30 protein-coding genes are annotated in these 24,572 nt (G+C 62.2%); 7 read left to right on the plus strand and 23 right to left on the minus strand.

The annotated features are described in order from the left end of the window. Positions 1-271: 271 nt before the first annotated feature. The 10 genes from tpx to THIX_RS05870 all read right to left on the minus strand — a co-directional run bounded on the left by tpx (position 272) and on the right by THIX_RS05870 (position 6,820). Positions 272-769 carry a thiol peroxidase gene (gene tpx / locus THIX_RS05840; RefSeq protein ID WP_112485467.1) on the minus strand — a complete coding sequence of 166 codons (498 nt, stop codon included), beginning with the start codon at positions 767-769 and terminating at the stop codon, positions 272-274. 193 nt (positions 770-962) lie between these two features. Continuing rightward, entirely contained in the window at positions 963-1,268 is a 306-nt protein-coding gene (locus THIX_RS23985) for a hypothetical protein (RefSeq protein ID WP_233224419.1), read from the minus strand. A 46-nt stretch (positions 1,269-1,314) separates the two neighbouring features. Continuing rightward, complete coding sequence (locus THIX_RS05845) at positions 1,315-1,842, minus strand: hypothetical protein (RefSeq protein ID WP_112485468.1); 528 nt, start codon at positions 1,840-1,842, stop codon at positions 1,315-1,317. Further along, complete coding sequence (locus THIX_RS22905) at positions 1,839-2,123, minus strand: hypothetical protein (RefSeq protein WP_146748454.1); 285 nt, start codon at positions 2,121-2,123, stop codon at positions 1,839-1,841. Before THIX_RS22905 ends, THIX_RS05845 begins: the two co-directional genes overlap by 4 nt. Beyond that, the gene (locus THIX_RS05850) at positions 2,120-2,584 is read right to left on the minus strand and encodes a hypothetical protein (protein ID WP_112485469.1); all 465 of its coding nucleotides are present in this window, start codon (positions 2,582-2,584) and stop codon (positions 2,120-2,122) included. Before THIX_RS05850 ends, THIX_RS22905 begins: the two co-directional genes overlap by 4 nt. Continuing rightward, complete coding sequence (locus THIX_RS22910; RefSeq protein WP_146748455.1) at positions 2,581-3,006, minus strand: hypothetical protein; 426 nt, start codon at positions 3,004-3,006, stop codon at positions 2,581-2,583. Before THIX_RS22910 ends, THIX_RS05850 begins: the two co-directional genes overlap by 4 nt. Then, on the minus strand, positions 2,996-4,840 hold the full coding sequence (locus THIX_RS05855) for a DUF927 domain-containing protein (protein WP_112485470.1): 1,845 nt from the start codon (positions 4,838-4,840) through the stop codon (positions 2,996-2,998). The genes THIX_RS22910 and THIX_RS05855 overlap by 11 nt, the downstream gene beginning before the upstream one ends. Beyond that, on the minus strand, positions 4,833-5,792 hold the full coding sequence (locus THIX_RS05860; RefSeq protein ID WP_112485471.1) for a toprim domain-containing protein: 960 nt from the start codon (positions 5,790-5,792) through the stop codon (positions 4,833-4,835). Before THIX_RS05860 ends, THIX_RS05855 begins: the two co-directional genes overlap by 8 nt. Positions 5,793-5,871: 79 nt before the next feature. Continuing rightward, positions 5,872-6,120 (minus strand): AlpA family transcriptional regulator, encoded by a 249-nt coding sequence (locus THIX_RS05865; RefSeq protein WP_112485472.1) that lies wholly within the window; start codon positions 6,118-6,120, stop codon positions 5,872-5,874. A gap of 73 nt (positions 6,121-6,193) precedes the next feature. After that, positions 6,194-6,820, minus strand: coding sequence for a hypothetical protein (locus THIX_RS05870; RefSeq protein ID WP_112485473.1), 627 nt, complete (start codon positions 6,818-6,820; stop codon positions 6,194-6,196). A gap of 169 nt (positions 6,821-6,989) precedes the next feature. Between THIX_RS05870 and THIX_RS05875 the strand changes: the two genes are divergently transcribed. After that, entirely contained in the window at positions 6,990-8,345 is a 1,356-nt protein-coding gene (locus THIX_RS05875; RefSeq protein ID WP_112484377.1) for an IS1182-like element ISThsp16 family transposase, read from the plus strand. 185 nt (positions 8,346-8,530) lie between these two features. Here THIX_RS05875 and THIX_RS05880 read toward each other — a convergent pair whose 3' ends face one another. The 3 genes from THIX_RS05880 to THIX_RS05890 form a co-directional block, all read right to left on the minus strand. Further along, positions 8,531-8,842: an addiction module antidote protein gene (locus THIX_RS05880; protein ID WP_112485474.1), complete on the minus strand. Its 312-nt coding sequence runs from the start codon at positions 8,840-8,842 to the stop codon at positions 8,531-8,533. Then, positions 8,839-9,165 (minus strand): type II toxin-antitoxin system RelE/ParE family toxin, encoded by a 327-nt coding sequence (locus THIX_RS05885; protein WP_112485475.1) that lies wholly within the window; start codon positions 9,163-9,165, stop codon positions 8,839-8,841. Before THIX_RS05885 ends, THIX_RS05880 begins: the two co-directional genes overlap by 4 nt. 82 nt (positions 9,166-9,247) lie before the next feature. Next, positions 9,248-10,471: an integrase arm-type DNA-binding domain-containing protein gene (locus THIX_RS05890; RefSeq protein WP_112485476.1), complete on the minus strand. Its 1,224-nt coding sequence runs from the start codon at positions 10,469-10,471 to the stop codon at positions 9,248-9,250. 111 nt (positions 10,472-10,582) lie between these two features. Between THIX_RS05890 and THIX_RS05895 the strand changes: the two genes are divergently transcribed. Beyond that, positions 10,583-11,938 (plus strand): IS1182-like element ISThsp16 family transposase, encoded by a 1,356-nt coding sequence (locus THIX_RS05895; protein ID WP_112484377.1) that lies wholly within the window; start codon positions 10,583-10,585, stop codon positions 11,936-11,938. A gap of 552 nt (positions 11,939-12,490) precedes the next feature. On the opposite strand, the gene THIX_RS24565 is transcribed toward THIX_RS05895, so the two are convergent. From THIX_RS24565 to THIX_RS05905, 4 genes are all read right to left on the minus strand, one after another. After that, the gene (locus THIX_RS24565) at positions 12,491-12,613 is read right to left on the minus strand and encodes a hypothetical protein (RefSeq protein ID WP_256359966.1); all 123 of its coding nucleotides are present in this window, start codon (positions 12,611-12,613) and stop codon (positions 12,491-12,493) included. 21 nt (positions 12,614-12,634) lie between these two features. Then, positions 12,635-12,796, minus strand: coding sequence for a hypothetical protein (locus THIX_RS23320; protein WP_158540813.1), 162 nt, complete (start codon positions 12,794-12,796; stop codon positions 12,635-12,637). Between the two features lie 35 nt (positions 12,797-12,831). Beyond that, the gene (locus tag THIX_RS05900) at positions 12,832-13,827 is read right to left on the minus strand and encodes a hypothetical protein (RefSeq protein ID WP_233224420.1); all 996 of its coding nucleotides are present in this window, start codon (positions 13,825-13,827) and stop codon (positions 12,832-12,834) included. A 345-nt stretch (positions 13,828-14,172) separates the two neighbouring features. Beyond that, positions 14,173-14,832, minus strand: coding sequence for a DUF6161 domain-containing protein (locus tag THIX_RS05905; protein WP_371412876.1), 660 nt, complete (start codon positions 14,830-14,832; stop codon positions 14,173-14,175). On the opposite strand from THIX_RS05905, the gene THIX_RS05910 reads away from it, so the two are divergent. The 5 genes from THIX_RS05910 (at position 14,788) to THIX_RS05930 (ending at position 18,680) form a co-directional block, all read left to right on the plus strand. After that, positions 14,788-15,072 carry an OB-fold nucleic acid binding domain-containing protein gene (locus THIX_RS05910; RefSeq protein WP_371412877.1) on the plus strand — a complete coding sequence of 95 codons (285 nt, stop codon included), beginning with the start codon at positions 14,788-14,790 and terminating at the stop codon, positions 15,070-15,072. The two genes, THIX_RS05905 and THIX_RS05910, sit on opposite strands and share 45 nt — an antisense overlap. Before the next feature lie 842 nt (positions 15,073-15,914). Next, entirely contained in the window at positions 15,915-16,559 is a 645-nt protein-coding gene (locus THIX_RS05915; RefSeq protein WP_146748456.1) for a hypothetical protein, read from the plus strand. A gap of 3 nt (positions 16,560-16,562) precedes the next feature. Continuing rightward, complete coding sequence (locus tag THIX_RS05920; protein ID WP_112485480.1) at positions 16,563-17,159, plus strand: hypothetical protein; 597 nt, start codon at positions 16,563-16,565, stop codon at positions 17,157-17,159. 212 nt (positions 17,160-17,371) lie between these two features. Continuing rightward, a complete protein-coding gene (locus THIX_RS05925) occupies positions 17,372-17,926 on the plus strand; it encodes a hypothetical protein (RefSeq protein ID WP_158540814.1) in 555 nt (184 codons plus the stop codon). 154 nt (positions 17,927-18,080) lie between these two features. Next, positions 18,081-18,680 (plus strand): hypothetical protein, encoded by a 600-nt coding sequence (locus tag THIX_RS05930; RefSeq protein ID WP_112485482.1) that lies wholly within the window; start codon positions 18,081-18,083, stop codon positions 18,678-18,680. Positions 18,681-19,060: 380 nt separating this feature from the next. On the opposite strand, the gene THIX_RS05935 is transcribed toward THIX_RS05930, so the two are convergent. The 6 genes from THIX_RS05935 to THIX_RS05960 form a co-directional block, all read right to left on the minus strand. Continuing rightward, positions 19,061-19,831 carry a hypothetical protein gene (locus THIX_RS05935; protein ID WP_146748457.1) on the minus strand — a complete coding sequence of 257 codons (771 nt, stop codon included), beginning with the start codon at positions 19,829-19,831 and terminating at the stop codon, positions 19,061-19,063. Between the two features lie 246 nt (positions 19,832-20,077). Further along, positions 20,078-20,320 carry a type II toxin-antitoxin system ParD family antitoxin gene (locus THIX_RS05940; RefSeq protein WP_112485484.1) on the minus strand — a complete coding sequence of 81 codons (243 nt, stop codon included), beginning with the start codon at positions 20,318-20,320 and terminating at the stop codon, positions 20,078-20,080. 77 nt (positions 20,321-20,397) lie between these two features. Further along, positions 20,398-20,571, minus strand: a complete 174-nt coding sequence (locus THIX_RS23325; protein WP_158540815.1) for a hypothetical protein — start codon at positions 20,569-20,571, stop codon at positions 20,398-20,400. Positions 20,572-20,609: 38 nt separating this feature from the next. Then, positions 20,610-23,816, minus strand: a complete 3,207-nt coding sequence (locus THIX_RS05950) for a type I restriction endonuclease subunit R (protein ID WP_112485486.1) — start codon at positions 23,814-23,816, stop codon at positions 20,610-20,612. 33 nt (positions 23,817-23,849) lie between these two features. Next, positions 23,850-24,182 carry a type II toxin-antitoxin system RelE/ParE family toxin gene (locus tag THIX_RS05955; protein ID WP_112485487.1) on the minus strand — a complete coding sequence of 111 codons (333 nt, stop codon included), beginning with the start codon at positions 24,180-24,182 and terminating at the stop codon, positions 23,850-23,852. 2 nt (positions 24,183-24,184) lie between these two features. Beyond that, positions 24,185-24,445 carry a type II toxin-antitoxin system ParD family antitoxin gene (locus THIX_RS05960; RefSeq protein ID WP_371412878.1) on the minus strand — a complete coding sequence of 87 codons (261 nt, stop codon included), beginning with the start codon at positions 24,443-24,445 and terminating at the stop codon, positions 24,185-24,187. Between the last annotated feature and the right edge of the window lie 127 nt (positions 24,446-24,572).

A 24,572-nucleotide genomic window follows, 5' to 3' on the forward strand; every position in this document is an offset into this window, starting at 1 on the left:
GATATGTCGGTTTGATGACGTTCTAGCGGACTTCTCAGCGGCGGAAATGTACAGTCCGGACCGATCTCCGGCGCACCCAGCGCATGCGTCGTGGCATGCCGGAGTCAGGCGGCTTCAGCCAGGGCGTCGGCGTCCTCCCACCACGCCCTGGCTGGAGGCTGCGCAGCAGGGTTGCCGGGCGCGCGCCCGGCTTGCGGGCAGGAGAGGCAGGTGGTGCGGGGGTGCGCAAGGCCGGTGCGGCAAGCGCCCGGCCCTGCGGCTGGGGATGCGTTTACAGCGCGGCGAGTGCCGCCGCGTAGTTCGGCTCCTGGCCGATTTCGGGTACCAGCTCGGAATACAGCACCTTGTCGTGCTCGTCCAGCACCACCACGGCGCGCGCCGTGACGCCCACCAGCGGGCCGGTGGCGATTTTCACGCCATAGGCCTGCATGAAATCGGGGTTGCGAAAGGTGGACAGGGTGACGACGTTGTTCAACCCTTCGACGCTGCAGAAGCGGCTGGCGCCGAACGGCAGGTCGGCCGAGATCACCAGCACCACGGTGTTGTGCAGCTTGCTCGCATCGGCATTGAAATGCCGGGTCGATTGCGCGCAGGTGGGCGTGTCCAGCGAGGGCACGATGTTCAGCACCTTGCGCTTGCCGGCAAACGCATCCAGCCCGACGTCGGCCAGTTCCTTGTTGGTCAGCTTGAGCGCCGGCGCCTTGCTGCCCGGCTGCGGCAGGTGGCCATCGACCTGGATGTGGGAACCGTGAAGGGTGACTTGAGCCATGATTACTCCTGAGCGTGTGATGTGTGTCTGGGATGGTGCCGGCACGGAGCCGGCGCAGTGATGTGTGCTCGTCGTGTACTCGCCGCTTCAGCCAGCGCAGCGGGACAACAAGCACATTCATGGTAGACAGGAACCGCGTTTTTTGCCCGACCAGGGCATGCGCCCAAGCGAGGATGGCTATCGAACAAATCGCCTATCTCGCTGATTTAATGAGAGAAAGAAAAATAGATTTCCGAATATGCCCCCAAATATGCCCCCAGCAGAGCGATGCTGCCTGCTTCGCTCGTTCATAGGTTTTTCCCGAGCCAAAGCCTGCACGCTCAGCAGCGAGGTTGGCAGAGCGGCCCTCAAGTGGAGTGCGACAAATGTCGCTGTCCTCGACGGATTTCGGCTGGTACTGATTGCTCCCATGCCTTGCCGCCAGCCGTTCCTCGATGGCCTTGGCAATGGCAACGCGTTCGGAGACAGACGATTTGCTGTCAACTGCGCTGTCAACCACCCGTCTGTCAACCAGTGCGTCCGCCTTGGCGCGAATCCTTGCGCCGTTACTCCCGGCCCGCAAGCTGGCGCATCAATGCGCTGGCGCTGGCGAACAATTCCGGCTCCGGTTCCACATCCTTTCCCGTCAGCATCTTGGCTGTTGGCGACAGCGCAGCGCCGACCGATGCGAGCAATTCCACCGGCTCCAGGCCGATGTCCGCGCAGGTGGTGGTGTAGGCCGTCCAATACGCCTTGATGTTCGCCACGGCCTCGTTCGCGGCTTCCACCAGTCTCTCCGCTGCTTCCACATCAAACGCGCCGCCGTCCTGGTGGACGAGGATTCCCAGCGATGCCAGCCGACTGACGTAGAGCGTCACCGCCGGCTCGATGAACAGCGCCGTGTGCAGCGCCATCCGCTCGGCACAGTGCAGAAAACGCCAGAACTCAAGATCATGGGCTTTGTAGGTCGCCATTGGCGCGGTGTCCATCAATCGCGTGGTTTCCGCATCGTCGCGCCGGGACATGGCCGAGACCACGGCAACGACACGCGCAGCCGGGCCAAGGGTGGAATACAGCTTGTCGTTGATGCTCATGGCTTGGCCTTCGGGAGTTGCAGCTTCATGGCCCGCTCCAAGGCTTCGGTGCGCCGCTCGATTTCATGCACTTCGTAGATGCGAACCATCTGGCCCAGGACGTAGGCGAGCTTGGTTCCGGTTCCGGCTTCCAGGGTGCCGTCGCGCATGTCGTTGTAGACCTTGCCCATCTCCAGGCGGATGTCGTCGATGTTGTGCAGGCGGACTCGGTTTCGAGGAGGGGTAGGGGGCAGCACATCGCAAGCAACGATGCGTAGTTCAGGTGATTTCGATTTCGTCATGGCATCCCCTGCATGGCGAGCAACAACGATTCAGCACGCCCATCGTCCTTGATGCGCGTCAGGTGAGGGACTGAGCCGGGTAGAACGCGCTTGCAGGTGGCGATGCTCACGTCCTTGTCGGCACCGGCGGGAATGCCTGCGCGTCGTTTCCACACCGCAGGCTGCACAAGATCATGCGACAAGCCCAGCGCGGCCAGCACGCCAAGGATGCAGCCGAAGGTGTGGCCGAAGCTGAACGCGCCGACAGCGCCTTCTCCAGGCCGTGCGCCCACACGCTCCACCAGAACGAACGCCGGGCTGTGCTGGCGCAGGATGTCGGCAAGCGCAGCCGCATCGATTTGCCTGCGTCCCGTGCTGGTGGGCAGCACCGGCATGTCGTACACAGCAATGAAATGCTGGTTGCCGTCAATGAAGCCGATGGCTCCACCCAGGCCGGGATCGATGCCGCAGAGTACGCTCATGGTGTATCTCCCAGGTCAGCCAGCCAGCGGGCGAAAGTCTCCGCGTCCACAGTGCGGCGCGTGTGGTCGATATGGCGCTGCGCTGTATCGGCGTGCATTCGCGCCACGGCCTCAGCTTCGCGGGCATGCTTGCGGTGATGCAGGACAGCTTCACGGGCATTCGCCAGGCCGAAGGCTTGCCGGTCAGGACGTTGGACTTGCCGGATGATTTCGGCGGCCACGGCCATTGACGGCTTGTCGGCTTCCAGGGCGTCCTCGTCGTCGATAGCATCGTTTTTCGTTTGGACATTGCTGATTTGCGGTGTTCCAGGTGTTCCGGGTGTCCAAGCCAATGTTTCTGCGGGATTGGCCGGAACACATGCCGGTGTCCCGTGGTGTTCCGGTGTTCCAAAAAGCCTTGCGAATGCGAGTTCAAGCGCCATCATTGCCTCCCGGTTGAATGGCATAGACCCGCGTGCGCTGCCCATCAATGCGCATGAGGACTGCCGTCTTGCCGTCTGCGCCGGGTTTGGCAAGCATCCCTGCCTGGACCAGCGTCTGCGTTGCGGCCTTGAAGTCGAAACCCTTCAGCGCCTCGCGTAGTCCGTCTGGTGTGAACAGATACTCGCGGCCATCGGTGCCTGGACGCCACCATCCGGCCCGGTCTCGCACCATCATGTTGTGTGTCGCGTTCACATCCGAAAACCGAGAATCGCCATGCCGCGTGATGAACGCATTCACGGCTTCCACGATTTGATGCTGCTCTGCATTGGTTGCACCTCGATGGTCGCGCCATGCGTTGAACGCCACGATTGCTGCTTCAACAGCCGCGCCCGGCTCCCATCCGGTCAGCCCGTAGTCTGTGGCGAGTTCACCAGCCATGCCTATGAGAGCGAACCGAGCGGCGGCGCGCTTGATCTGCCCATCGCCACATGCATGGAACGCTTCAAGTGACTTCACACGCTCCCACAGCGCGGCCATGTCGGATGTGTCGCGTGTCAGCCGCTCCAGAAAAGCCCGGCCAGCATGCCCGTAGTGGGTCGCTGCGGCCTTCGCCAGCGCATCCGAGAACGAGGGGCCATCGGTGAAGTCGTGCAGGTCGTCCCAGGCTCCAAATTTGCGCGCAACTGGGATGTCCAACAAACGCACGCCATGCCCGGCCTTGGCCTTGATGCCACCCTCGGCCATTGCGGTGGCAACCGAGCGTTCACCACTGGAGAGGACGAATGTGCGCCACCGTGCCACGGCTCTAGCTGCGCCTGTGCGGGATGCGCGCTGCTTCCCTACGCCATTGCCGAGCGCGTAGATGATGGCTCCCACGTCTCGCGGGTCGGCTTGGTTGATCTCGTCGAGCACCAGCAGGCAATCGTTGGACTGTGATGCAGCGCCCTCCAGGCCGTTCGCCGTGCTGTTCCAACTGCGCTTGAACTTGTCGCCACCCCAGACCGAGCGGGCAGCTTCAACGCCGGTTGTCTTGCCGGTCGAACTATTGCCGACAAGATGAACCCCACCGCTTTCGGCGCGAACCAAATTCATGACGGGGCCAGCAAACGCAGCCGATAGCGCCAGCATCAAGACCGGGTTGCCCACGGCCATTGCTGCAACGCCATCGCGCCAGCCCTTGAGGGTGCCGCCCGTGCTGTACTCGCCATCGGTGTGGTCGCCAGACTGATAGGTCACTGCCGAAGCGCCGGGGCCGTAGCAGGCGTCGGGCAGGACGAACACCTTGCCGAGCCAGCCGGTTTGTGTAGCGCACGTCACGCGCTTTTCAGGAATGCGGGCTTGCAGGTAGCGCGCAAATTCCCGATGTCCGGCTGGGTCGATCATCACGCCCATTGCCAGCAGAGCGCCGCGCAGCTCATCGCCAGCGCCGCGCAGCAGTTCCATCGGCATGGCCCAGGTGCGCCACCGGCCTGCGGTGTTTTTGAACCTGAGCATGCGCCCATAGTTGTTGTCGCCCTGGTCGGCTGTGACGGCTTCCAGGTGCAGCGGCGAGCAAATCCACTGTTTTGTGAGGGTGGCCGGGGCTTCATCCTTGCCGGGCTTGATGCCGAAGTGCCAGACACCGGGCCTGAACTTTTCGCCATCCTCCAGCCAATCGTCGAACACGCGATAACAGGGCCGTTCAGCTTCCGGTGGAACACTTGGAACACCTGGAACACTTGCCGGTGTTCCGGCTGGAATGGCGCATTCATTGGGCTGGACACCCGGAACACCTGGAACATCTGATTTTGCAATGTCCGATGCAACATCTTCGATTTCGAGCAAATCAGGCATGGTGGGCCTCCAGGTAAACGGCAAGGTCGTTCATATCGGATGCCTCAATGGGAATGCCGGGCGGCCACACAGGACGGGCGAGCTTTGCGCCCACAGCAACGGCAGCAGCACGGGCCTTGGTGATGCCCGGATTGCCAGGGGTCAGCCTGTCGTCGTCGGCTACAACAACGATCTGCGCGGCTGGATATTTGCAACGAATGGCGAGCGCCACCGGCTCCAGATTTCCAGCGTCGATTGCAGCCAGGGTGCAGGCTCCGGGGAACTGTGACGATGCGGTCATGGCCGTGGCAAAGCCCTCGGCAATCACCACAATGGGCGCAGGCAGCGAACCGGCCACGAGGATGAAGTGCCCACGCTTTGCGCCGCCGCTCAAGAGCTTTTTCGTGCCATCCGTCCCGATGTATTGCAGCGACTTGGTGACGCCGTTCACATCGATGATGTTGAGCACCAGCAGATCACCAGACTGCCGTGCATAACCCGGTTCGATGCGTTTGCGAACCAAGTAAGGATGCTCCGCCGTTGCGGGTTTTGCCTTGGCCCAAAGCATCGATGCACGCTCGGCAGCGGCTTGATGTTCGGCTTCCCGCTGGCGCTGGGCTTCGGCCTTGGCCTGCCGCACTTGCGAGTAGTGGGCGTCTTTCTCGGCTCGGCTCATGCGCGCCGTGGATGTAGAACTCCAGGTGCATGACGCGCCCGTCTTCCAGCTTCCAGCGACTCCGAACTGCTCGCGCAGCGCGGCCCAGCCGCTCTTGGAACCGGGCTTGTCGCTGGCGACTTGAAAGCGGCGCAGGACGCCATCGGCAACGATCACGCCAGGGTCGGCAGGCTCGATGCCAGCGCTGCGCATCTGCTCCAACAGCCCGATGACGGGATTCACTGCCGGGGCCATCGCCAGCAGTGCGGCGCGGGTTCGCGCTGGCGTGACTCGGTCAGGGTGGTTGCGGGCCATCATGGCTTCACCCCGCAAGCGAAGGCCACGGCCAGCAGGCGATGCGCGAAGCGGCGCAACTTGGACAGCACGCGGGCGGCCATCAAAGCGCCTCCAGCGCGGCCAGAATGTCGCCAGCACGCCAGAATGACGCGGCGCCGATCTTGCGGGGCTTCGGGAGTTTGCCCTCGGCAATCAGTTCATAGAACCGCGTGTTGCCGACTGCGAGTAACGGAGCAGTGCCGTTGGTGCCGATGATCTGCGCCTTGCGGATCAGGGCGTCCGGGTGAATCTGCGCCGTTGCTGGTGCAACGGTTGCGGGCGAACGCTTGCGGGTAACTTGAGGATTCATGCGGGCCTCCGTGGTTGGATGCCTCGCATTTCAAAACCGCGCCGCTCGAAAGTCTGCCCGTAAATCAGCGCATTTATGGACAGCCGGTTAGCTTCTTGCGCAGCGCCTCAAGCTGGGCGTCCATCTTATGTATCTGCTTGCGAATTTCCGGGGGTAGCATCGCGTCGGCCTGTTCCCTTTGAATCGCGGCGGATTCCGCACGCCAGGCGTCAAGCAAAGCGTCCATCCGCTCGCGTTGCACGTTTCTTGGCTGGCTGGCCTCTTGCCGTAACTGATCTTCTATGCGTGCCCACTCTTCTAGCTGCTTGGCCCATGCTGCGCGCCATTTGACGTGCCATCGCTTGAGCGTGCTGCGTTCGGGCGGCTCAAGCATGACGGCGGCTAGTTGTCCCATGACAATGCCCAGGGATTCCTCTGGCTTCTTTCCTTTGTCGATTTCTTGTTGAACGCGCTGGCCCCACCATCGCCACATCTCAGGCGGGTAGGCGTGCGGCTTGCCCTTGGCGCGCTTCAATCCAAGCTGTTGCAGCAGCTTGGCGGGGTCTCCATCGGCTGCTTGAATGGCGTCGCCCAGCCATCTTGCAAGGCCGGGGCGCAGCGGGTTGTCTGCCTCAAGCTGGCATTGAATTTCGCGTAGGTTGTCCCAGGGGTCGGAACTCAGCGGGGTGAAGTCCGTCCCGCCATATGGGTTGGTTCCCATCTCATGCCCTTTCGCGTGTCCTTCAATGGGTGCCCGGCCAGCCCGTGAAAGGAACGGGTTTTCAGCACTGCGGATCAGGCAGCACCTAGGAGACTGTCGGACTTTGCGGTCTTCCGGATGAAGACGCTATCCGAGACAATTGCTGCTGCACAACCGAGAGCCCGAGCCGATGAGCCGCTTCGTCCCTGTTGACCGAGACACCGCATATCTGTTGCCACCGTCGGTGGACGAATGGCTGCCCACTGATCACTTGGCGCGCTTCGTGGTCGAAGTCATCGAGCAGCTTGATCTGGGCGATCTGGCCCGACAGTACGCAGGCCGGGGCTCGGCGGCGCACCATCCGGCGGTGCTGCTGGGCCTGCTGATCTACGGCTACGCCAACGGCGTGCACTCCAGCCGCAAGATCGAGCGGGCGACCTACGACTCGGTGGCGTTCCGCTTTGTTGCGGCCAATACCCACCCCGATCACGACACGCTGGCGACGTTCCGCCGCCGCTTCTTGAAGGAGGTGGAGGCACTGTTCGTGCAGGTGCTGGTTCTGGCGCGCGAGATGAAGCTGCTCAAGCTCGGACACATCGCGCTGGATGGCACCAAGATCGACGCCAACGCCAGCAAGCACAAGGCCTTGTCGTGGGCTCATGCCAACAAGATCGAGGCGCAGCTGCGCCAGGAAGTACAAACGCTGCTGGCGCTGGCAGAGAACAGCGACCGCGCGACGGTACCCGACGGCATGGATGTGCCGGCGGAGATCGCCCTGCGTGCAGATCGCTTGAGCGCAATCGCGCAGGCCAAGGCCAAGATCGAGCAGCGCGCCAGCGAACGCCATCAGGTCGAGCAGCAGGAGTACGAGGCCAAGACCGCCAAGCGCCAAGCCCAGCGCGAGGCGGGCAAGAAGCCGCGCGGCAAGGACCCTGAGCCGCCAGAGGCCGGCCCCCGGAGCAGCGATCAGGTCAACCTCACGGATGAAGAGTCGCGCATCATGCCCGTGTCGGGTGGGGGCTTCGAGCAAAGCTACAACGCACAAGCCGGCGTGGACATCGCGACGATGATGGTGATCACCCAGCATGTGAGCCAGGCATCCAACGACAAGCGCGAAGTTGTGCCTACGCTGCAGCAGATCCAAGCGTTACCCGCGGTGCTGGGCGAGGTGCACACGCTCATCACGGACAACGGCTTCTTCAGCCAAGCCAACGTGATCGCGTGCAACGACGCGGGTATCGAGCCGCTGCTGGCGCTCAAGCGGGAGTCGCATCACACGCCGGTGATGGGGCGCTTTGCACCCGATGTGCCCGAGCCCCAGACGACGGATCCGCTCGTGCAGATGGCACACCGCCTGGGCACGCAAGCAGGCCGAGCCCTGTACGGCCTGCGCAAGCAGACAGTGGAGCCGGTGTTCGGCATCATCAAGCAAGTGATGGGTTGGCGCCAGATGAGCATGCGCGGGCTGGCCAAGGCACAAGGCGAATGGAGCTTGGTGACCATGGCTTGGAACATCAAGCGCATGCACGTCCTGCGAGCCGCGTGAGGGCAATAGTGCGCCCCGACCACGCCAAAACCGAGTCCCCAGGCCGCCCCATGTGCCCTCACAGTGTCTCGCCAACCATCGAGAGCGTTCGATCAGCGCGCCGCTGTCAAAAAAAACGCGTCGCACTGATCAATCGGATTCGCTCGGGTTCAAGTCCGACAGCCTCCTAGGCCGGGCGAACTTGTTCAGCCGCGATGCACACCCAGCTTCAAGCCCGTGGCCTGCATGACGGCGAGCAGCGTCTTGATGGTCGGGTTGCCCTTCGGAGACAGCGCGCGGTACAGGCTCTCGCGCTGCACCCCCGCTGTTCGGGCCACCTTGGCCATGCCCTGGGCCTCGGCAACGTGTCGCAGGGCAAGCAGCAGGGCTTCGCGGCCACCTGGCTGCTCGGCTTCATCAAGCGCGGCAGCGAGGTAATCCTCAATGAAAGCCGGATCGTCGCGCAGCATCTCGATGACGGCGTCATCGTGCGGGCGGTGTGGTGCTGGTTTGCTCATTTCGAACTCCTTTGTTGCCAGTCGCGCCAGTAGGCCTGCGCGGTGCGGATGTCAGCCTTCTGTGTCCGCTTGTCGCCACCGACGAGCAGCAGCACCAGCTCGGCACCGGAGCGGCCGCAATACACGCGGTAGCCAGGCCCGTAGTCGATGCGCAGCTCGAGCACACCCTCGCCAACTCCCTTGAAATCACCCAAATTGCCGGTGAGGATCAACCGGTTGGTGCGGGCCAACACGCGCGCCTGAGCCTGCCTATCGGCCAGCCCCCGTAGCCATCGATCGAAGGGATCGGCACCTTCCGGGGTCTGATAGTGCAGGACGCGCATGGGCCGTATGTGTGAATTATAGGTTACGGTTTTACTTTGGATCGTGTGCGCTGGCCATGTGCCGTCATCTAGGCCGGTCAACTCACGCTGCGCCGCGAATCGGGATGATGTCGGCACCTGCTTTCAGCTTGTCCAGGTAGTCGCTCCAGTCCTGCATCATCTTGCGCCGGGTGGCGATGAACCGGGTGCGGTTGTACGCGGTGCCCAGGCTGTCCGGCACGGCATGGGCAAGCTGGTGTTCGATCACGGCAGGCTCATAGCCCAGGCGCTCATGCAGGAACGTCTGCGCCACTGAGCGCCAGCCGTGGCCGGTGAGCTCCGTCTTGGTGTCGATTCCCAGGCGTCGATACGCCGCATTGATGGCTGCATCGCTCATGGGCTGGGTGGGCGTGCGTCCGCCGATGAAAACCCAGCCAGCAGGCAGGTGGCCGGTGAGCAAATGCAGATCAGCCAGCAGCGCCACGGCCTGAGTGGACAAGGGAACCAGGTGTTCCGTGCCCGTCTTGGACACGACGTAGCGCCATTCCGCTGTCTCCAGATTCACTTGCTCCCACTTCATCGTCCGCAGTTCGCCTGGCCTGCAAAAGAGCATCGGCAGCAGCTTGATGGCAGCAGCGACGACCGGGCCGCCCTTGAAGGCGTCCAGGGAACGCAGGATGGCGCCCACGGCGGCGGGATCATCGGCAGGTGAGGCCATGTGCTGAGGAACGTAGGCGGGCAGCGCGCCGCGCAGGGCAGAGGTGGGATCGTGGGTCGCTCGGCCCGTGAGGATGGCATAGCGAATCACCTGTCCGATGTTCTGTTGTGCGCGGTGAGCGGTTTCGAGCACGCCACGGGCATCGATGCGCCGCAGGACGGCCAGGATGTCGGGCGCGGTGATTTCGGCAACGGGGCGACGGCCCAGGTAGGGAAACACGTCGCGCTCCAGGCGGCGGACAACCTTGTCCCGATGGCTGGCGGCCTTGGTGGAGAGGTGGCGCTCGATCCAGTCGCGTGCGACGACCTCGAATGAATCGGCGGCCAGGGCAAAGGCGCGTGCTTTCTCGGCTTGCTTGACGGCTCCGGGATCACGGCCAGCGGCAAGGTGGGCGCGGGCTTCGTCGCGTCGATCACGGGCGAGCTTCAAGCTGACTTCGGGATAGACCCCCAGCGCCAGCACCTTTTCTGCCCCCAGGAAGCGATACTTCAAGCGCCAGTATTTCGAGCCGTTCGGGTGGATTAGCAGGAACAGCCCCTTCTCGTCGCCTAGCTTGTACTGGCGCTCCGCAGGCTTGGCGTTGCGGATGGCGGTGTCTGTCAGGGGCATGGTGGGCTTCCAGGCGGTTTCTATCCCCTAGGAGACTGTCGGACTTTGCGGTCTTCCGGATGAAGACGCTATCCGAGACAATTGCTGCTGCACAACCGAGAGCCCGAGCCGATGAGCCGCTTCGTCCCTGTTGACCGAGACACCGCATATCTGTTGCCACCGTCGGTGGACGAATGGCTGCCCACTGATCACTTGGCGCGCTTCGTGGTCGAAGTCATCGAGCAGCTTGATCTGGGCGATCTGGCCCGACAGTACGCAGGCCGGGGCTCGGCGGCGCACCATCCGGCGGTGCTGCTGGGCCTGCTGATCTACGGCTACGCCAACGGCGTGCACTCCAGCCGCAAGATCGAGCGGGCGACCTACGACTCGGTGGCGTTCCGCTTTGTTGCGGCCAATACCCACCCCGATCACGACACGCTGGCGACGTTCCGCCGCCGCTTCTTGAAGGAGGTGGAGGCACTGTTCGTGCAGGTGCTGGTTCTGGCGCGCGAGATGAAGCTGCTCAAGCTCGGACACATCGCGCTGGATGGCACCAAGATCGACGCCAACGCCAGCAAGCACAAGGCCTTGTCGTGGGCTCATGCCAACAAGATCGAGGCGCAGCTGCGCCAGGAAGTACAAACGCTGCTGGCGCTGGCAGAGAACAGCGACCGCGCGACGGTACCCGACGGCATGGATGTGCCGGCGGAGATCGCCCTGCGTGCAGATCGCTTGAGCGCAATCGCGCAGGCCAAGGCCAAGATCGAGCAGCGCGCCAGCGAACGCCATCAGGTCGAGCAGCAGGAGTACGAGGCCAAGACCGCCAAGCGCCAAGCCCAGCGCGAGGCGGGCAAGAAGCCGCGCGGCAAGGACCCTGAGCCGCCAGAGGCCGGCCCCCGGAGCAGCGATCAGGTCAACCTCACGGATGAAGAGTCGCGCATCATGCCCGTGTCGGGTGGGGGCTTCGAGCAAAGCTACAACGCACAAGCCGGCGTGGACATCGCGACGATGATGGTGATCACCCAGCATGTGAGCCAGGCATCCAACGACAAGCGCGAAGTTGTGCCTACGCTGCAGCAGATCCAAGCGTTACCCGCGGTGCTGGGCGAGGTGCACACGCTCATCACGGACAACGGCTTCTTCAGCCAAGCCAACGTGATCGCGTGCAACGACGCGGGTATCGAGCCGCTGCTGGCGCTCAAGCGGGAGTCGCATCACACGCCGGTGATGGGGCGCTTTGCACCCGATGTGCCCGAGCCCCAGACGACGGATCCGCTCGTGCAGATGGCACACCGCCTGGGCACGCAAGCAGGCCGAGCCCTGTACGGCCTGCGCAAGCAGACAGTGGAGCCGGTGTTCGGCATCATCAAGCAAGTGATGGGTTGGCGCCAGATGAGCATGCGCGGGCTGGCCAAGGCACAAGGCGAATGGAGCTTGGTGACCATGGCTTGGAACATCAAGCGCATGCACGTCCTGCGAGCCGCGTGAGGGCAATAGTGCGCCCCGACCACGCCAAAACCGAGTCCCCAGGCCGCCCCATGTGCCCTCACAGTGTCTCGCCAACCATCGAGAGCGTTCGATCAGCGCGCCGCTGTCAAAAAAAACGCGTCGCACTGATCAATCGGATTCGCTCGGGTTCAAGTCCGACAGCCTCCTAGCTTTGGGTATACCACCGCTTTATAGCCCCGTGTATCCCCGGCTGTCAACGCACCCCTGCGCACGGCCAGGAATGAAAAAAGGCCGTAAAGCCTTGATTTCTCTGAGCTTTACGGCCTTCTATGAACACTGGCGAACTGGTTGTTGGTGGAGAGGAGGAGGCTCGACCAGAATGCCATTTTAAGTAATTGATTAGACTAGAGAAATTTCTCTATGACCTCAAAAGTACAACGCTTTGTACAACAAACTCCGCGACGTTTTCACTCTAGCATAAGAGTCAGTTCGAGGGATAGGAAAACAATCGAATTGCCGAAGCTCCTTCGCCCGAACCACCCATCCACTCGGGTGACATCAGACTTCATCTTGGAACGGCTTGCAGGCTAGTTAGCACAGCTCATCTTGGAGCCCGCCGGCCTCGCCACCACCCACCGCGCTTTTCCTTGGCATCAGCACCGGACCGTCCACCTCCAGGCCATGTGGAACGCGTTCCACGACATAGCCGTCCATGATGCCAAGGGCCTATTGATTTCAGCGGAGCGGTTGGTGGCGGGCGAGCATCGCCTCTAGGTCCTCGCAGAATTCGTAGCGCTGGGTGATGACGTCGCGCGGCGCATGGGGCTTGGTGCGGCCCGGCTCCAGGTAGAGGGCGATGAACGAGGGCGGGATGGTGATTTGGGATTCGTCGGTCATGGTTCGGTGGTCAGCAAGCCCGCGAGCATCGTGGCTCAGCCGAAGCCCGAGTCTTGCAGCGCCAGCAGCTTTGCATAATTGCCGCAGTGGTGCTGCCACAGTGGGTCCGTCTCCTCCTCGGGGGACGCATAGCCACGCAGGGAGTACAGGCGACCGCACTGCACAAAGTTCATGTAAGCCGCTGAGTCATCGGCGGTTCCATCTGACAAAAACAGTCCGTCAATGTGGGCACCCAAGTAATCCGTCGCGCACTCGGCGGCGAATTGGGCGACATCGCCGATAGCAATCCGTCCCGCTTGCGCGGCCTTGCCAAGCAGGTTGGCCATCTCCAGCAAGACAGGGTGCTTGGCGGCAAGATAGGGGTCGATGGGATTGTTGGTGACTTCGTCGGGCAGGTCGACCGTGAGTGGAACCTGCGGCACCCAGTCGCGGTTGTTGTTCAGGCACAGTGCCAAACCCTGATTGCCGGCAATCTGCGCGTAGTCATGCCCGAACTGCCAGTTCCCCGGCTTGGGCTGCGCGAAGACATAGGACTTGTACTGGAAGCTCTTGGGCTTGATGGCGTCGGCGAGCGGGCCTGTGGCATCGGTGGATGCATGCAGCAACATGGCATGGAGCAAGGTCGCGATGGCCGCGCCTTGGCTGTGACCGGTAATCAAAATCTTGCTGCCAGTCGGCAATCCAAGCAGGTACTTCAGGATGCCAAGGTCGTTGTGGAACATCAGGATGGCCGTGCCCCAGATGAATCCCAAGTGCACGGCGGCGTCGGCAGCATTACCGCTGGACACCATTGCCAGGGGCAGGCAGCGCGATGTGCCATCGGGTGCGTTCACCGACAGCGCACTGTTGGCGCGTATCGACGTGGCGAGCACGTCGTCCAGAATGCTGCTGGCCGAATGCACTGTACCGCGGATGACCACGGCATAGAGTTGCTCGTCCTGGAGGCTCTTCCAAGCCGCCCAGGCGTTGTCGAAGGGTCCCATGCCTTGGATGGGCTGCCGTGTGCCGTCAGCGAGTTCACGGGTTTCCATGCGCGCCGGGTCCGATTGCCGACAATCAAATTGCGGAGACCACGCGCTCGAGATATCGGGCGGACTTTGCCCAATCAGGCCCGTGCCATTGAGCTGCATGCAAAGGTTGACTGCATCAGTCGCTTCAGCAGCTGAGAAACCCGCAAGGAATGCCATGATTCACCTCCCAATTCTTGTGGCTGAGTTCCACGTCAGGCATCAGCCTATGGGCGCCCGACATCAAAGCGTCCAGCCATCACAGCCCGCGGTCTGCCCTGAGGGCACGATGTGGAATCACAGCTGAAAAAGGCTAGCACTGGTTATGTTGATAGTCCATTGCGCTTTGTGGTCTACGTCCGAAGGCGCCTATTTCTGCCCCATTCGGGTGAACAACTCCAACATCGGATGAGGCAGACCCTCGTCCTTCACCATGCCGTCTGTAGCCGGCCGGAACAGCGGTGCAAGAACGAGCTTTCGGTCTTCGTCCGACGGCATTTTTTTGCCCTCCAGCAGCGCTAGATAGGTCATGACCATGGTGACGCGCTCCTCCGCGTCTGTGGCTAGGTGGGAGTGGCTTAGGAACATACGCGCGACCATCCGTACGGCCCAAATCGCAACGACGCCGATTAGCACCGGCGCAGCCACCTTCCATGTGTCCGGCTTACCCTGGCTCAGCGTGGAGAAAACATGTTCCGTGAGCCACACAAGTCCGATTGCTAGAACCGCCATCGAGCCAAACATCCACCAAATCAGGTCACTAGCTTTCCTCTCGTGTTTAGTTGCCTTCGTCCGCCAGTACTCGACGGGGCCACGTAGCGTCATGGCTTCGAGAAAAGTCGTTCGCAGCGCTTCCATTTCGCTTTCGTGCTTCACAAGCGCTTCCTCGTGCGCCCTCTTACTTTCCGCAAGCATGGTTTCGAAATCCTGCTTTTGGACGGTTTTCGCCTCAGCAACCGCTGCAGCTGTCTCCGTGAAATCACGGTGGAGCTGCTCGACAGCGGCCCTCTTCTCACCCTGCGGCAGCAACCGGAAACGGCCAAGGGGACGACCTTCGTGTCGCTGGAGGACGAGACCGGTGTCGTGCAGGTGATTTGCTGGAAGGGGCTCAGGCAGCGGCAACGCGCGGTGCTGTTGCGGTCGAGGCTGTTGGCGGTGGCCGGGACGTGGCAGCGCGAGGGCAATACCGCCAGCCTCATCGCCGGGCACATGGAGGATTTGACGCCGTTGCTGGGCAGGCTGGCCACGCGCGGGCGGGAGTTTCGGTGAGCTGTGAGCGCTCTTTGTCCGGATGTGACAGTTCCGACTGGTCAGCAACACATGCGCCCAAGGATGCATCGTCGTCGGCATGGTGGTCAATGACACGGCTGGCTCGGCAGCCGCCAGGCATGCAACCCATTCCGACTTGCGAACCATGCCGCGGAGCAGGCAATTCTGGATGGCTGGAAGGATTCAGTGAAGAACAGTTCAACAGCCCCGACGCGCCCCCCTGGTTCCGCTCCCCGGCGCCCCCAGGAAGCGAGAAATAACTGGCAGTTAATGATTATCTACATCCAGTTAATTCGCCTCGTCACACCACCCACCACGTCGCGCAAGATAGCCGATTTTTCTTGACTCAATACTCTGAATGGCGTAGAATGTCTTTTCGTTGGATGAGGTCAAGAAATCACCTGCCGCTTGCAGCCAGACTGGCCAAGGCAAAGAGTCGAATTTGTAGTCCAACGCAGGTTCACCGAAAGGTCGAGAGAGAGCTTCTGGTTCTCGAGGGGGCCTTAGCCGAAGAGGCTAAAACGCGCATCCGTAACGCAAGCCACGCTGCGCTCCTGGTAAGTAAAGCAATAGACGGAAACCGTCAAAGGAGTCATTTGATGCATACAGTTCCATCCTAGTCAAACCGCCCGGCCTCGAAGCGGGTGGCCTCGGGCATTGCCCATTCCATTTGTTCCTTTGCGCAGACTAAAAAGGTCTGCTTCTGGCGGAGCTTTGCCGAACATTATTGCGGCGAATATAAAAAACCTTCCAGTCGCGCCTCTCAGTTTCGCGAGCAGCATATCTAGAATTGATTTAGGCCGCCAGGGTCGATACCTTGGCGGTCGCGGAGAAATATTGTCATGACAATGAGTTCAAAAAACAGAAAGAACCGCCTTAAGGCGAATGGCGGGAATAATAGAGCCGCTTTCTACAAAATGCGCGTCGAATGTCAAATGGATGCGGCGCTCATCCACGCAGTCTTGGCTCGCTGGCTGAAGCACTGGTCACAGCAATCTGAGCAGGCTCGTGTGAATGGCCTTGCGGTCAGTCTGCCCGGGGTCGTGGTGGAATTTCAGCTTTCCCCGGATGGACCCACCGAACCCACGTTGCGGTGGTTGTTGGAGACACTGCCGAATGTGCATGTGGCCCGTGAAACCCTTGCGCCGTTGCACGCATACACCGGGGAGCGCTTGAAAGCCAAGCGTTTCGATACCTCGACGCAGCCCCCGGAAGACACCCATGCGCAGGCGCTCATCGAGTCTGCCGACAGCTATCTGCGTGTCCTGCAACTGGAGCACGAACGTATGGCGTTCGTCTGCGACGCTCTGCAGAAGGCGCCAGCTCAAGGCTCAAGCGCGGACGGCCCTGGCTGGGTCAACATGATGAAGCACAAGGAAAGTGGCTTGGTCACGATAAGCCGCGTCGAAGCGCTCGGGGGAGACTCGGAGCGGCTCATTTGCGGCATGTCGCAAGTTCATGCCCGTGAGTTGACGATGGGGGTCTGAGCCATGAGCAAGAACAAACAACGCCGCGCGCGGTCGCTGCAACCGCGCATCGCGCGCGTCAGGTTGTTAGGGCCGAGCTGGATTGCGCAAACCGACGACCCCGACTTTGCGTGGGAGGTTCCGCGTCGGAGTGTCGAAATCAACATCAACGACGCGGTGGCCCCAAAGCTCACCCAGGTCGGAGGCCTCGAAGACTATTCCACGGCGTTCTATTGCGACCCCATGGGACGCATGTATGCGGTCCTCGGACTCGTTGCGGCGCGGAGGTTGATTGTCGTCGCGGTTCCGGCGCAGGACGAGCACGGCAAGCGGTGGCTCGAGGAGAGCGCCCAGTATGGAGATTTCGCCATCAACGTGCGGTGTCCCAGTCATGGCGTGAGTACCACCGTGTACTTCGACAACAAGAGGAGCAGAGAACAGGATGCCCGGTACAACGAGCTCTTCGTGGAGGCTATCCGCCGAGCGGTTGATGAGCGGCCGCAGCCCGTAGGGGCACTCGAGGACATGGCTGGGGTGCTAACCGACGCGCTCGCCCGCCCTCATCTCGGCAGGGGTCTGAACGGCGTGCACTTCTTCTCACCGGACTGCTTCGTGCCGTGACCTCACATCATCCCTGGCGCTGCGGCGCCAGGGACCCGCTTGCAGTAGGTCTGGCTGGACGGCAACGCCAGCGGTCAATCCATTGAGGACAGCTGCTGCCACCAAGGGCTGCAACTGTCCAGCGAAGTGGCGCGATAAATATGCGCGCTACACATCATGGCTCTCATACAGAGGGCCTTCTATCTCAACATTCACCCTTTCAAGGAAAGATGATGAACAACACGTCTTCAAACAACACTCCCGAGCGCCTTACCGTGACTATCACACAAGCCGCTCTGAACACATCGGCGCTCCCCAACGGCAGCAAGCACTTCATGTCCTCGGACACGGTCAGCGACCATGTCAACGAGGCCTTGGACTACTTGGATGAACACACCGCGCCGATGGGGCTGACCGAGGCCGACGCGATGCTTGTCGCGACTGGGCGTCTGAACTGGCTACTCAAGGCGGTTCGCCCCAGCCTGAGCGACACCTTCACCGCGGATGAAATCAGGCAGCTTGGAACGTGCCTGGGAGCAGGCCCGGTCTCCTCCCCTGACATCAGCAACCTGCCCGGCGTGGTGCTGGATGACCTGGGTATCGAGCCCGATGCGTACGCGTCCACGTCCGTCGCACCGCTCGTTGACAAGCTGCAGGCATTGAACGCGCTTGAACGACTGGCGCTCGCGGATGCGATTGACAGGGTGTGTTACTGCGCGACGGACGCGGTGCTGCCCATCAGCGAGGGCTTCGCCAAGCTGGGCATCACGCTTCTCGAGAACTCCTGACCGTCAGCCGAAGCGGACGCCGGCAGCGCCGCGGCGCAGCCGGCGTCCGCGCGCTCTCGTGGCGACGTCGTAGGGGCTTCGCGCATCAACGCGAGCGCTAAATGCCTCAAGACTCCCCGAGGGGTCCCTTATCACAATCTATCTGGAGAAATCTATGAACCAAACTATCGAACTCACCGCAACCCGCGAGGCCGTCCTGCGCTATTTCCCGAACCGGCAGGTGACGTCCGCGGTCTCGAGGGCATCGTTCCCCATCGACCCTAAGAACTGTGCGTCCGAATTGGGTCAATGGCTTGCCACGCAAGTGTCGACCACCCATGTCGAGGACGATGCGTCACACTGCGAGGTTGTCTTGCCTTACACGGAGGCCGGGCTGTTCTTCAAGGAGTGGGGAGACGTTCTGCTGCGTCAGACGAGCCCTCACACGCAGGCCGACGTGGAAAAAACCCTCAATGACTTGAGTCGCGCGATTGAAAACCTGCGCTCGGTCTTGAGGTGCCTTCCCAAACAGACTCTCTTGTGTCAACGCAAAGTCCTGTACTCCTGGCCCGTTTTCGGTGAGCGGACGACGGCCAGGATGACGCCGGAGGCGTACTTTGACTACTGCGCGCAGGACATCCTGAGCACCGGCGGGGTCATCGCCTATGCGGGGTTGGACAAGACGCCTCTTCCTGAAAACTTGGCTCGAACCATGGCGCAGGGTGCCGGCTTGGCCCTCCTTAACAAGGGCTCACCCCGGCCAGTTGCAGCGTGATGGTCGACTGGGTAATGGGCACGACCGAGCTGAGCTGCGCTTGCCCCTCCCGTCGACGACGGGGCGGCAGGGGCTGGCAACGCGCCCCGACCGGCTCTAGCACTTGCACCGCAGCTGCAATAGTTCAGCGTCGGCCGCGCCAGTAACGCGCCAGCCTCGCCACCCTCCACCTCGCTTTTGCTTGGCAGAAAAAGTGGAGCGCCCCGCCGCCAAGTCCCATTGGTTTGCACCCCTCACGACGCGTCTGGATTTGGTTTCAGCGACGTGGTCGGTGAGCATGGTGGCCGGGGAGTGCAAGAGCTCGTGGCTGGTCTCGTTTCGGCGCCGGCCGAGCATACATGCCGCTGGAGCGTGATATTGCTCGGCGCGTCGCGGAAAATTTACAAATACTTCCAGATGTCGGATGCAGGCTCAGTGAGTCGCCCCTGGCGCATCCATACGAGCGCTTGCGCTTTCCCAAAGTCCTCTGAGGCTTCCCAGAAATCCATGTCCAACGGCCCAGTATCTGCACTCTTCTTGGCACGAATCCGTTCCCGGCGCGCCAAGATGTCTTCTTTGGTCACCTTCTTTGTCGATTTTCCTATTTTGTCGGCTATTTTCAGCAACTTGAGTCTGTCGAATTTATCCAGACTCTTCGCCGAGAACTCACGTCTGGCGCCGTTGTAGGTGGTCACACGCGCGAGCGCCTTGAAGTGGGTTACCGGGAGCAACTCAGCCGCGGTGACTACAAAATCCGGCTGGTATAGCTTGACCTTGAGCTTTCCGTTCGTCCGCTCGCAGAACATTGCGGCAAACTCAAAGAGACTTTTTCTTTCCACCTGGGCTTCGAACGCTTCCTCGGCTTCGACCTGAAGTTCGAATTGACGCTTGCCGTGCACGAGTCGCTCGACTTCGACTTCGAGCGACTCGACTTCCAAATTGGCAACAAAACTTGGCAATTCCCGAGATTTCGGTCCCCGCACGCGAAGCGTTTCAGGCCAGCTGCCGCCAGGATGGCGAATTTCGAAAAAACTGAAGAGTCTGGAGGATTGCTCGAGAAGGGTTCCAAGCGCTGCCAGCTGTTGTGGGGTGGCGGTTCCTCTGGCGACGGTGATGTAGCCTGGATAAGTGGTGATGGCGAAAAGGTCTTGCGGAATCGGATGGGTCATCATGGTGCTGTCTATTGCTTGCGTTGAGGGTTGAGCGTGATGGAGAACGACGTTCCCATCGTTCTCACAACGCATAGCAACCCCTTTTATGCACCGACCTTCGCGTCGACGTCCCAGCTTCAACTACACCCGACGCTCAAGAGCCCCTTCTTGGTAAGGCACCAGGCCGCCGGATGGGCCGTGATGCCTTGCAGGTTAGAAATCTTGCCAAATGCTCTGCAATCCGGTCATTCAGGATGATGAATGGATTCAGCCAGGTCCTGCGCCTTGCCTGATTTTGGCGCGCAGAGCATCGAAATACGCGTCGTCGGCACGACCCGCCCTCCCGGACGCGGCACCGGCCAGCAGAAGACCACGCAGGTGCTGGCAGTCTTGCTCTTTGCGGATGAGCTCCCGCACGAACTCACTGGGCGAGCCGTACCTGCCGGCGGCAACCTGTGCCTCGACAAAATCCTTGAGCTCATCAGGCAGCGAGATGTTCATGGTGCTTATCTTGCGACGGGTTGAGGGTGGAACGGCTGCGGTGCCATGCTTCGCGGCTCCATGGACTGTGGGTATGGCGGCGCTGCCTATTGACTGGGCCTGGTTTCTTGTTTCCCAAACGCCCGATAAACCTGCCTTGCCAGCATCCCCATCATCGCCGTGAAGACGCGCTCGTCTTTGAGCAACTGACCTGCAATAGCGTTGTGCCCATCCTGGCTGTCAATGATGGCGTCGGTCATGATGTCCTTGAAGTCGCCCATGGCCAGCGGTGGCTCGGCGAAGTTGCGCCAACCCCGTCTCATACCACCCACTCCGCCGACAGCATCTCCGCCTGCCGTAGCACCGTCTCGGTTGCCTCCTCCTGCTTGTCCGGCGGATACTTGTAACGGCGTAACAGCGTCTTGACCATCACCCGAATGCTTGCCCGCACCGCGTCGCGCACGGACCAATCGACGGTTACAGAGTTACGCAGTTTCAGCGTCAGCTCGACCGCAATTTTTTTCAGGGTCTCGTCGCCGAGTTCCCGCACCGCCGACTCGTTGGCGGCCAGCGCGTCGTAGAACGCCCGCTCCTCGGGACTCAGCCCCAGCGCGGCGCCCCTGATGGCCTCCTGCTGGAACTGCTTGGCCATCGCAATCAGTTCCTCGATGACCTGGGCCGTCTCGATGGCGCGGTTGCGGTAGCGCTTGAGGCTTTCCTGAAGCAATTCGCTGTACTTGGCCGCCTTGACCACATTGGTCTTGAATCGGGTCTTGATGTCATCCTTGAGCAGGCGCTCCAGCAGCTCCACCGCCAGATTGCGCTCCTTCATGTGCCGCACGTCGTCGAGGAACTCCTCGGACAGAATGCCGATATCCGGTTTGTTCAACCCGGCCGCCTGGAAGATGTCGACGACCTCGGCGCTGACCACGGCCTTGCTCAGAATCTGCCGCAGCGCGTGGTCCTTCTGCTCGTCGCTGAGCTTCTTGTCCTGGGTGGTGTGCTTGGTCAGGGCGGCCTTGACCGCCTGCAGGAATGCCAGTTCGTCCCGGTACCCAAGAGCCTCGTCAAGGGTGCAACACAGCGCGAACGCCTTGGTGGCCGACAGGACGGCGTCGGCAAAGCGCTTCTTGCCTTCATCCTGGCCCAGGATATGGTTGGCCACCTTGGGCAGCAACTGCCAGGCCTGGGTGCGGAAGGCCGCATAGTCGCAGCCGTGCAGGATGCCGTGGAGCACCTCCATCTTCTCCAGCAACAAGCGCAGGGCCTCGTGGGTGTCGATGGTCGGCCGGCCTTTGCCGTGGGCCAGGGTGTAGTCCTTCAGGGCGGCCTTGAGCTCGTTGGCAATGCCGATGTAGTCGACCACCAGTCCGCCGGGCTTGTCCTTGAACACCCGGTTGACCCGGGCGATGGCCTGCATCAGGTTGTGGCCACGCATGGGCTTGTCGATATACATCGTGTGCAGACAGGGCGCATCGAAGCCGGTGAGCCACATGTCGCGCACGATGACCAGCTTGAACGGGTCGGCAGGGTCCTTGTAGCGCCGCTCCAGGCGCTTCTTGACCTCTTTGGTGTAGATGTGTGGCTTGAGCATCGGCTTGTCCGAGGCCGAGCCGGTCATGATGACTTTGATGGCGCCCTTGTCGGGGTCCGGGTCATGCCATTCGGGGCGTAACGCAACGATGGCGTCGTAGAGATGCACGCAAATCTCGCGGCTCATGCCCACCACCATGGCCTTGCCCTCCAGGGCGGCCAGACGATTCTCGAAGTGTTCCACGATATCGGCGGCCACCTTCTGGATGCGGGGCGGCGCGCCGACGAGTTTTTCCAACGCGGCCCAGCGGCGCAGCTTGCTGGTCTTGCTGGCGTCGTCTTCATCGTCCTCGGTCAATTGGTCGACGTCATCATCAAGCCAGGTGGTGTCCTCCTCAGCGAGTTCCAGCTTCGCCAGGCGTGACTCGTAATAAATGGGCACCGTGGCGCCGTCCTTGACCGCCTGCTCGACGTCGTAGATGTGGACGTAGTCGCCGAACACGGCGCGGGTGTCGCGGTCCTCCAGCGACACCGGGGTGCCGGTGAAGGCGACGAAGGTGGCGTTGGGCAGCGCGTCGCGCAGGTATTGGGCGTAGCCGTAACGCACGCTGGAGGCCGGGGCCGCTGTGAGCAAGGCCGTGGTGGCCCCAATCGCGCCGGCATCCTGCGCGCTCAGCGGCGCGGCCGCGGTCTGGCGGTAGCGGCGGGTGGCATCGTCCTGTCCGGGCAGCTTGGCGGCAAAGCCGTACTGGCTGCGGTGGGCTTCGTCGCAGATGACGATGATGTTGCTGCGCTCGGACAGCACCGGGAAGCTGTCTTCGTCCTCGCCAGGTGCGAACTTCTGGATGGTGGTGAAGACGATGCCGCCGCTGGGACGGTTGCCCAGCAGCTCGCGCAGCTTGGGGCGGGTGGCGGCCTGCACCGGGGTTTCGTGCAGCAGCTCGGTGGCGCCGGCGAACACGCCGAACAGTTGGTTGTCCAGGTCGTTGCGGTCGGTGACCATCAAGACCGTGGGGTTCTGGAGCTCCGGGTGCCCCATGAGCATGCCGGCCAGGCAGGTCATCTCGATGCTCTTGCCGGCGCCTTGGGTGTGCCACACCACCCCGCCCTTGCGCGAGCCGCCAGGGGCGCTGGCCTTGAGCACGCTGTCGACCACGGCGCGCACGGCATGGAACTGGTGGTAGCCGGCGACCTTCTTGACCAGCCCCCCATCGTCCTCGAACAGGATGAAGTGCTGCAGATAGTCGAGCAGGGTCTGGCGGTCGAAAGCACCTTGGACCAGGGTTTCCAGTTCGCGCATGGACCCGAGCGGGTCGGTGGCGTGGCCGTCGATGGTGCGCCAGGCCATGAAGCGTTCCCGGTCGGCGGTGAGCGAGCCCATGCGGGCGGAGATGCCGTCGGTGATGACCAGCAGCTCGTTGTCGATGAACAGGTCGGGAATGTCGTCTTTGTAGGCCTGGAGCTGGTTGAAGGCGCCCCAGATGTCGGCGTTCTCGTCGCCCGGGTTCTTGAGTTCCAGCACCACCAGGGGCAGGCCGTTGAGGAACAGCACGAGGTCGGGGCGGCGGGTGTGCTGGGGGCCTTGCACGGTGAACTGGTTGACGGCCAGCCAGTCGTTTCGGCCAACGTCGCTGAAGTCGATGAGCCGGACGCGGTCGCCACGCGTTTCGCCGTCCCTCTGGTACTCGACCGGGACACCTTCGACCAGCCAGCGGTGGAACTGGCGGTTGGCGGCGACGAGGCCGGGGGTGTTCGGGCTCAGCACTTGGCGTAGTGCCTCGCGCTGGGTGGGTGGTGGAATGTGGGGGTTGAGGCGGCGGATGGCGGCTTCGAGCCGGTGGGACAGGCAGACCTGGCGGTAGGTGTGGCGCTCGGTGCCGGGGGTCCTCGCGTCGGGCGGGGAGATGTCGGGGCCGTGGGCGGTTTGCCAGCCCAATGCCGAGAGCCATTGCAGCGCGGCTTGTTCGAGGTCGTCTTCGCCGAGGATGCTCATGGCGGGGCTGGCGGGCGGGCTGGGATGGAGGCGCTAAGTGGAGTCGGCGTCCCGCAGCCAGGCGGGGATGTCGCGGCTGCCGTGCAGCACGCGCCAGACGTCGATGGCGTCGGGCTGCTCCATGTAGAGCAGGACATACGGAAAGCCTTTGAGCGTCCAGCTTCGCAGCCCGGGCATGTGCAGTTCATGCGCGTAGCGTGGTGAGCCGATGCCGGGCTGGCGTCCCATCAGGCCGAACGCTGCGGCCAGCGTGTCGGCAAAGCGCAGCGCCACGGCCTCACCCGCTTCGGTGGCGTAATGCAACGCGGCTTCGTCGATGTCACGTTGCGCCTGGTGGCTGACGATGACCGGTCGGGTCGCAGCCACGCTCAGCCGGCTTGCTTGACCACGGGGGTGGCGGATTGTGCCGCCGTGGCGCGAATGCGGGTGCGCAGGGCATCGAAATACGCGGCGTCCGCCGGGCCGCTGCGCCCGGACTCGATGCCCGCCAGCACCAGCCGGCGCAACTGTTCGCGCTCCTGCTCCTTGCGGATGAGTGCGCGCACGAATTCACTGCTGGTGCCATAGCCGCCAGCGGCCACTTGCGCATCGACAAAAGCCTTGAGCGCATCGGGCAGGGAAATGTTCATGGTGCTCATAGAGATGAACTTAGCGCGGATGGCAAGAATTGGCAAGAGTGGGTGGCATTGCACGCTCAAACCCCGTGCTTATCGGCAGGCGTAACCCCCTGTTGCGCGGCGCGGTTGGCCTGTTCGA

Source organism: Thiomonas sp. X19 (assembly GCF_900089495.1).
Lineage (GTDB): Bacteria > Pseudomonadota > Gammaproteobacteria > Burkholderiales > Burkholderiaceae_C > Thiomonas_A.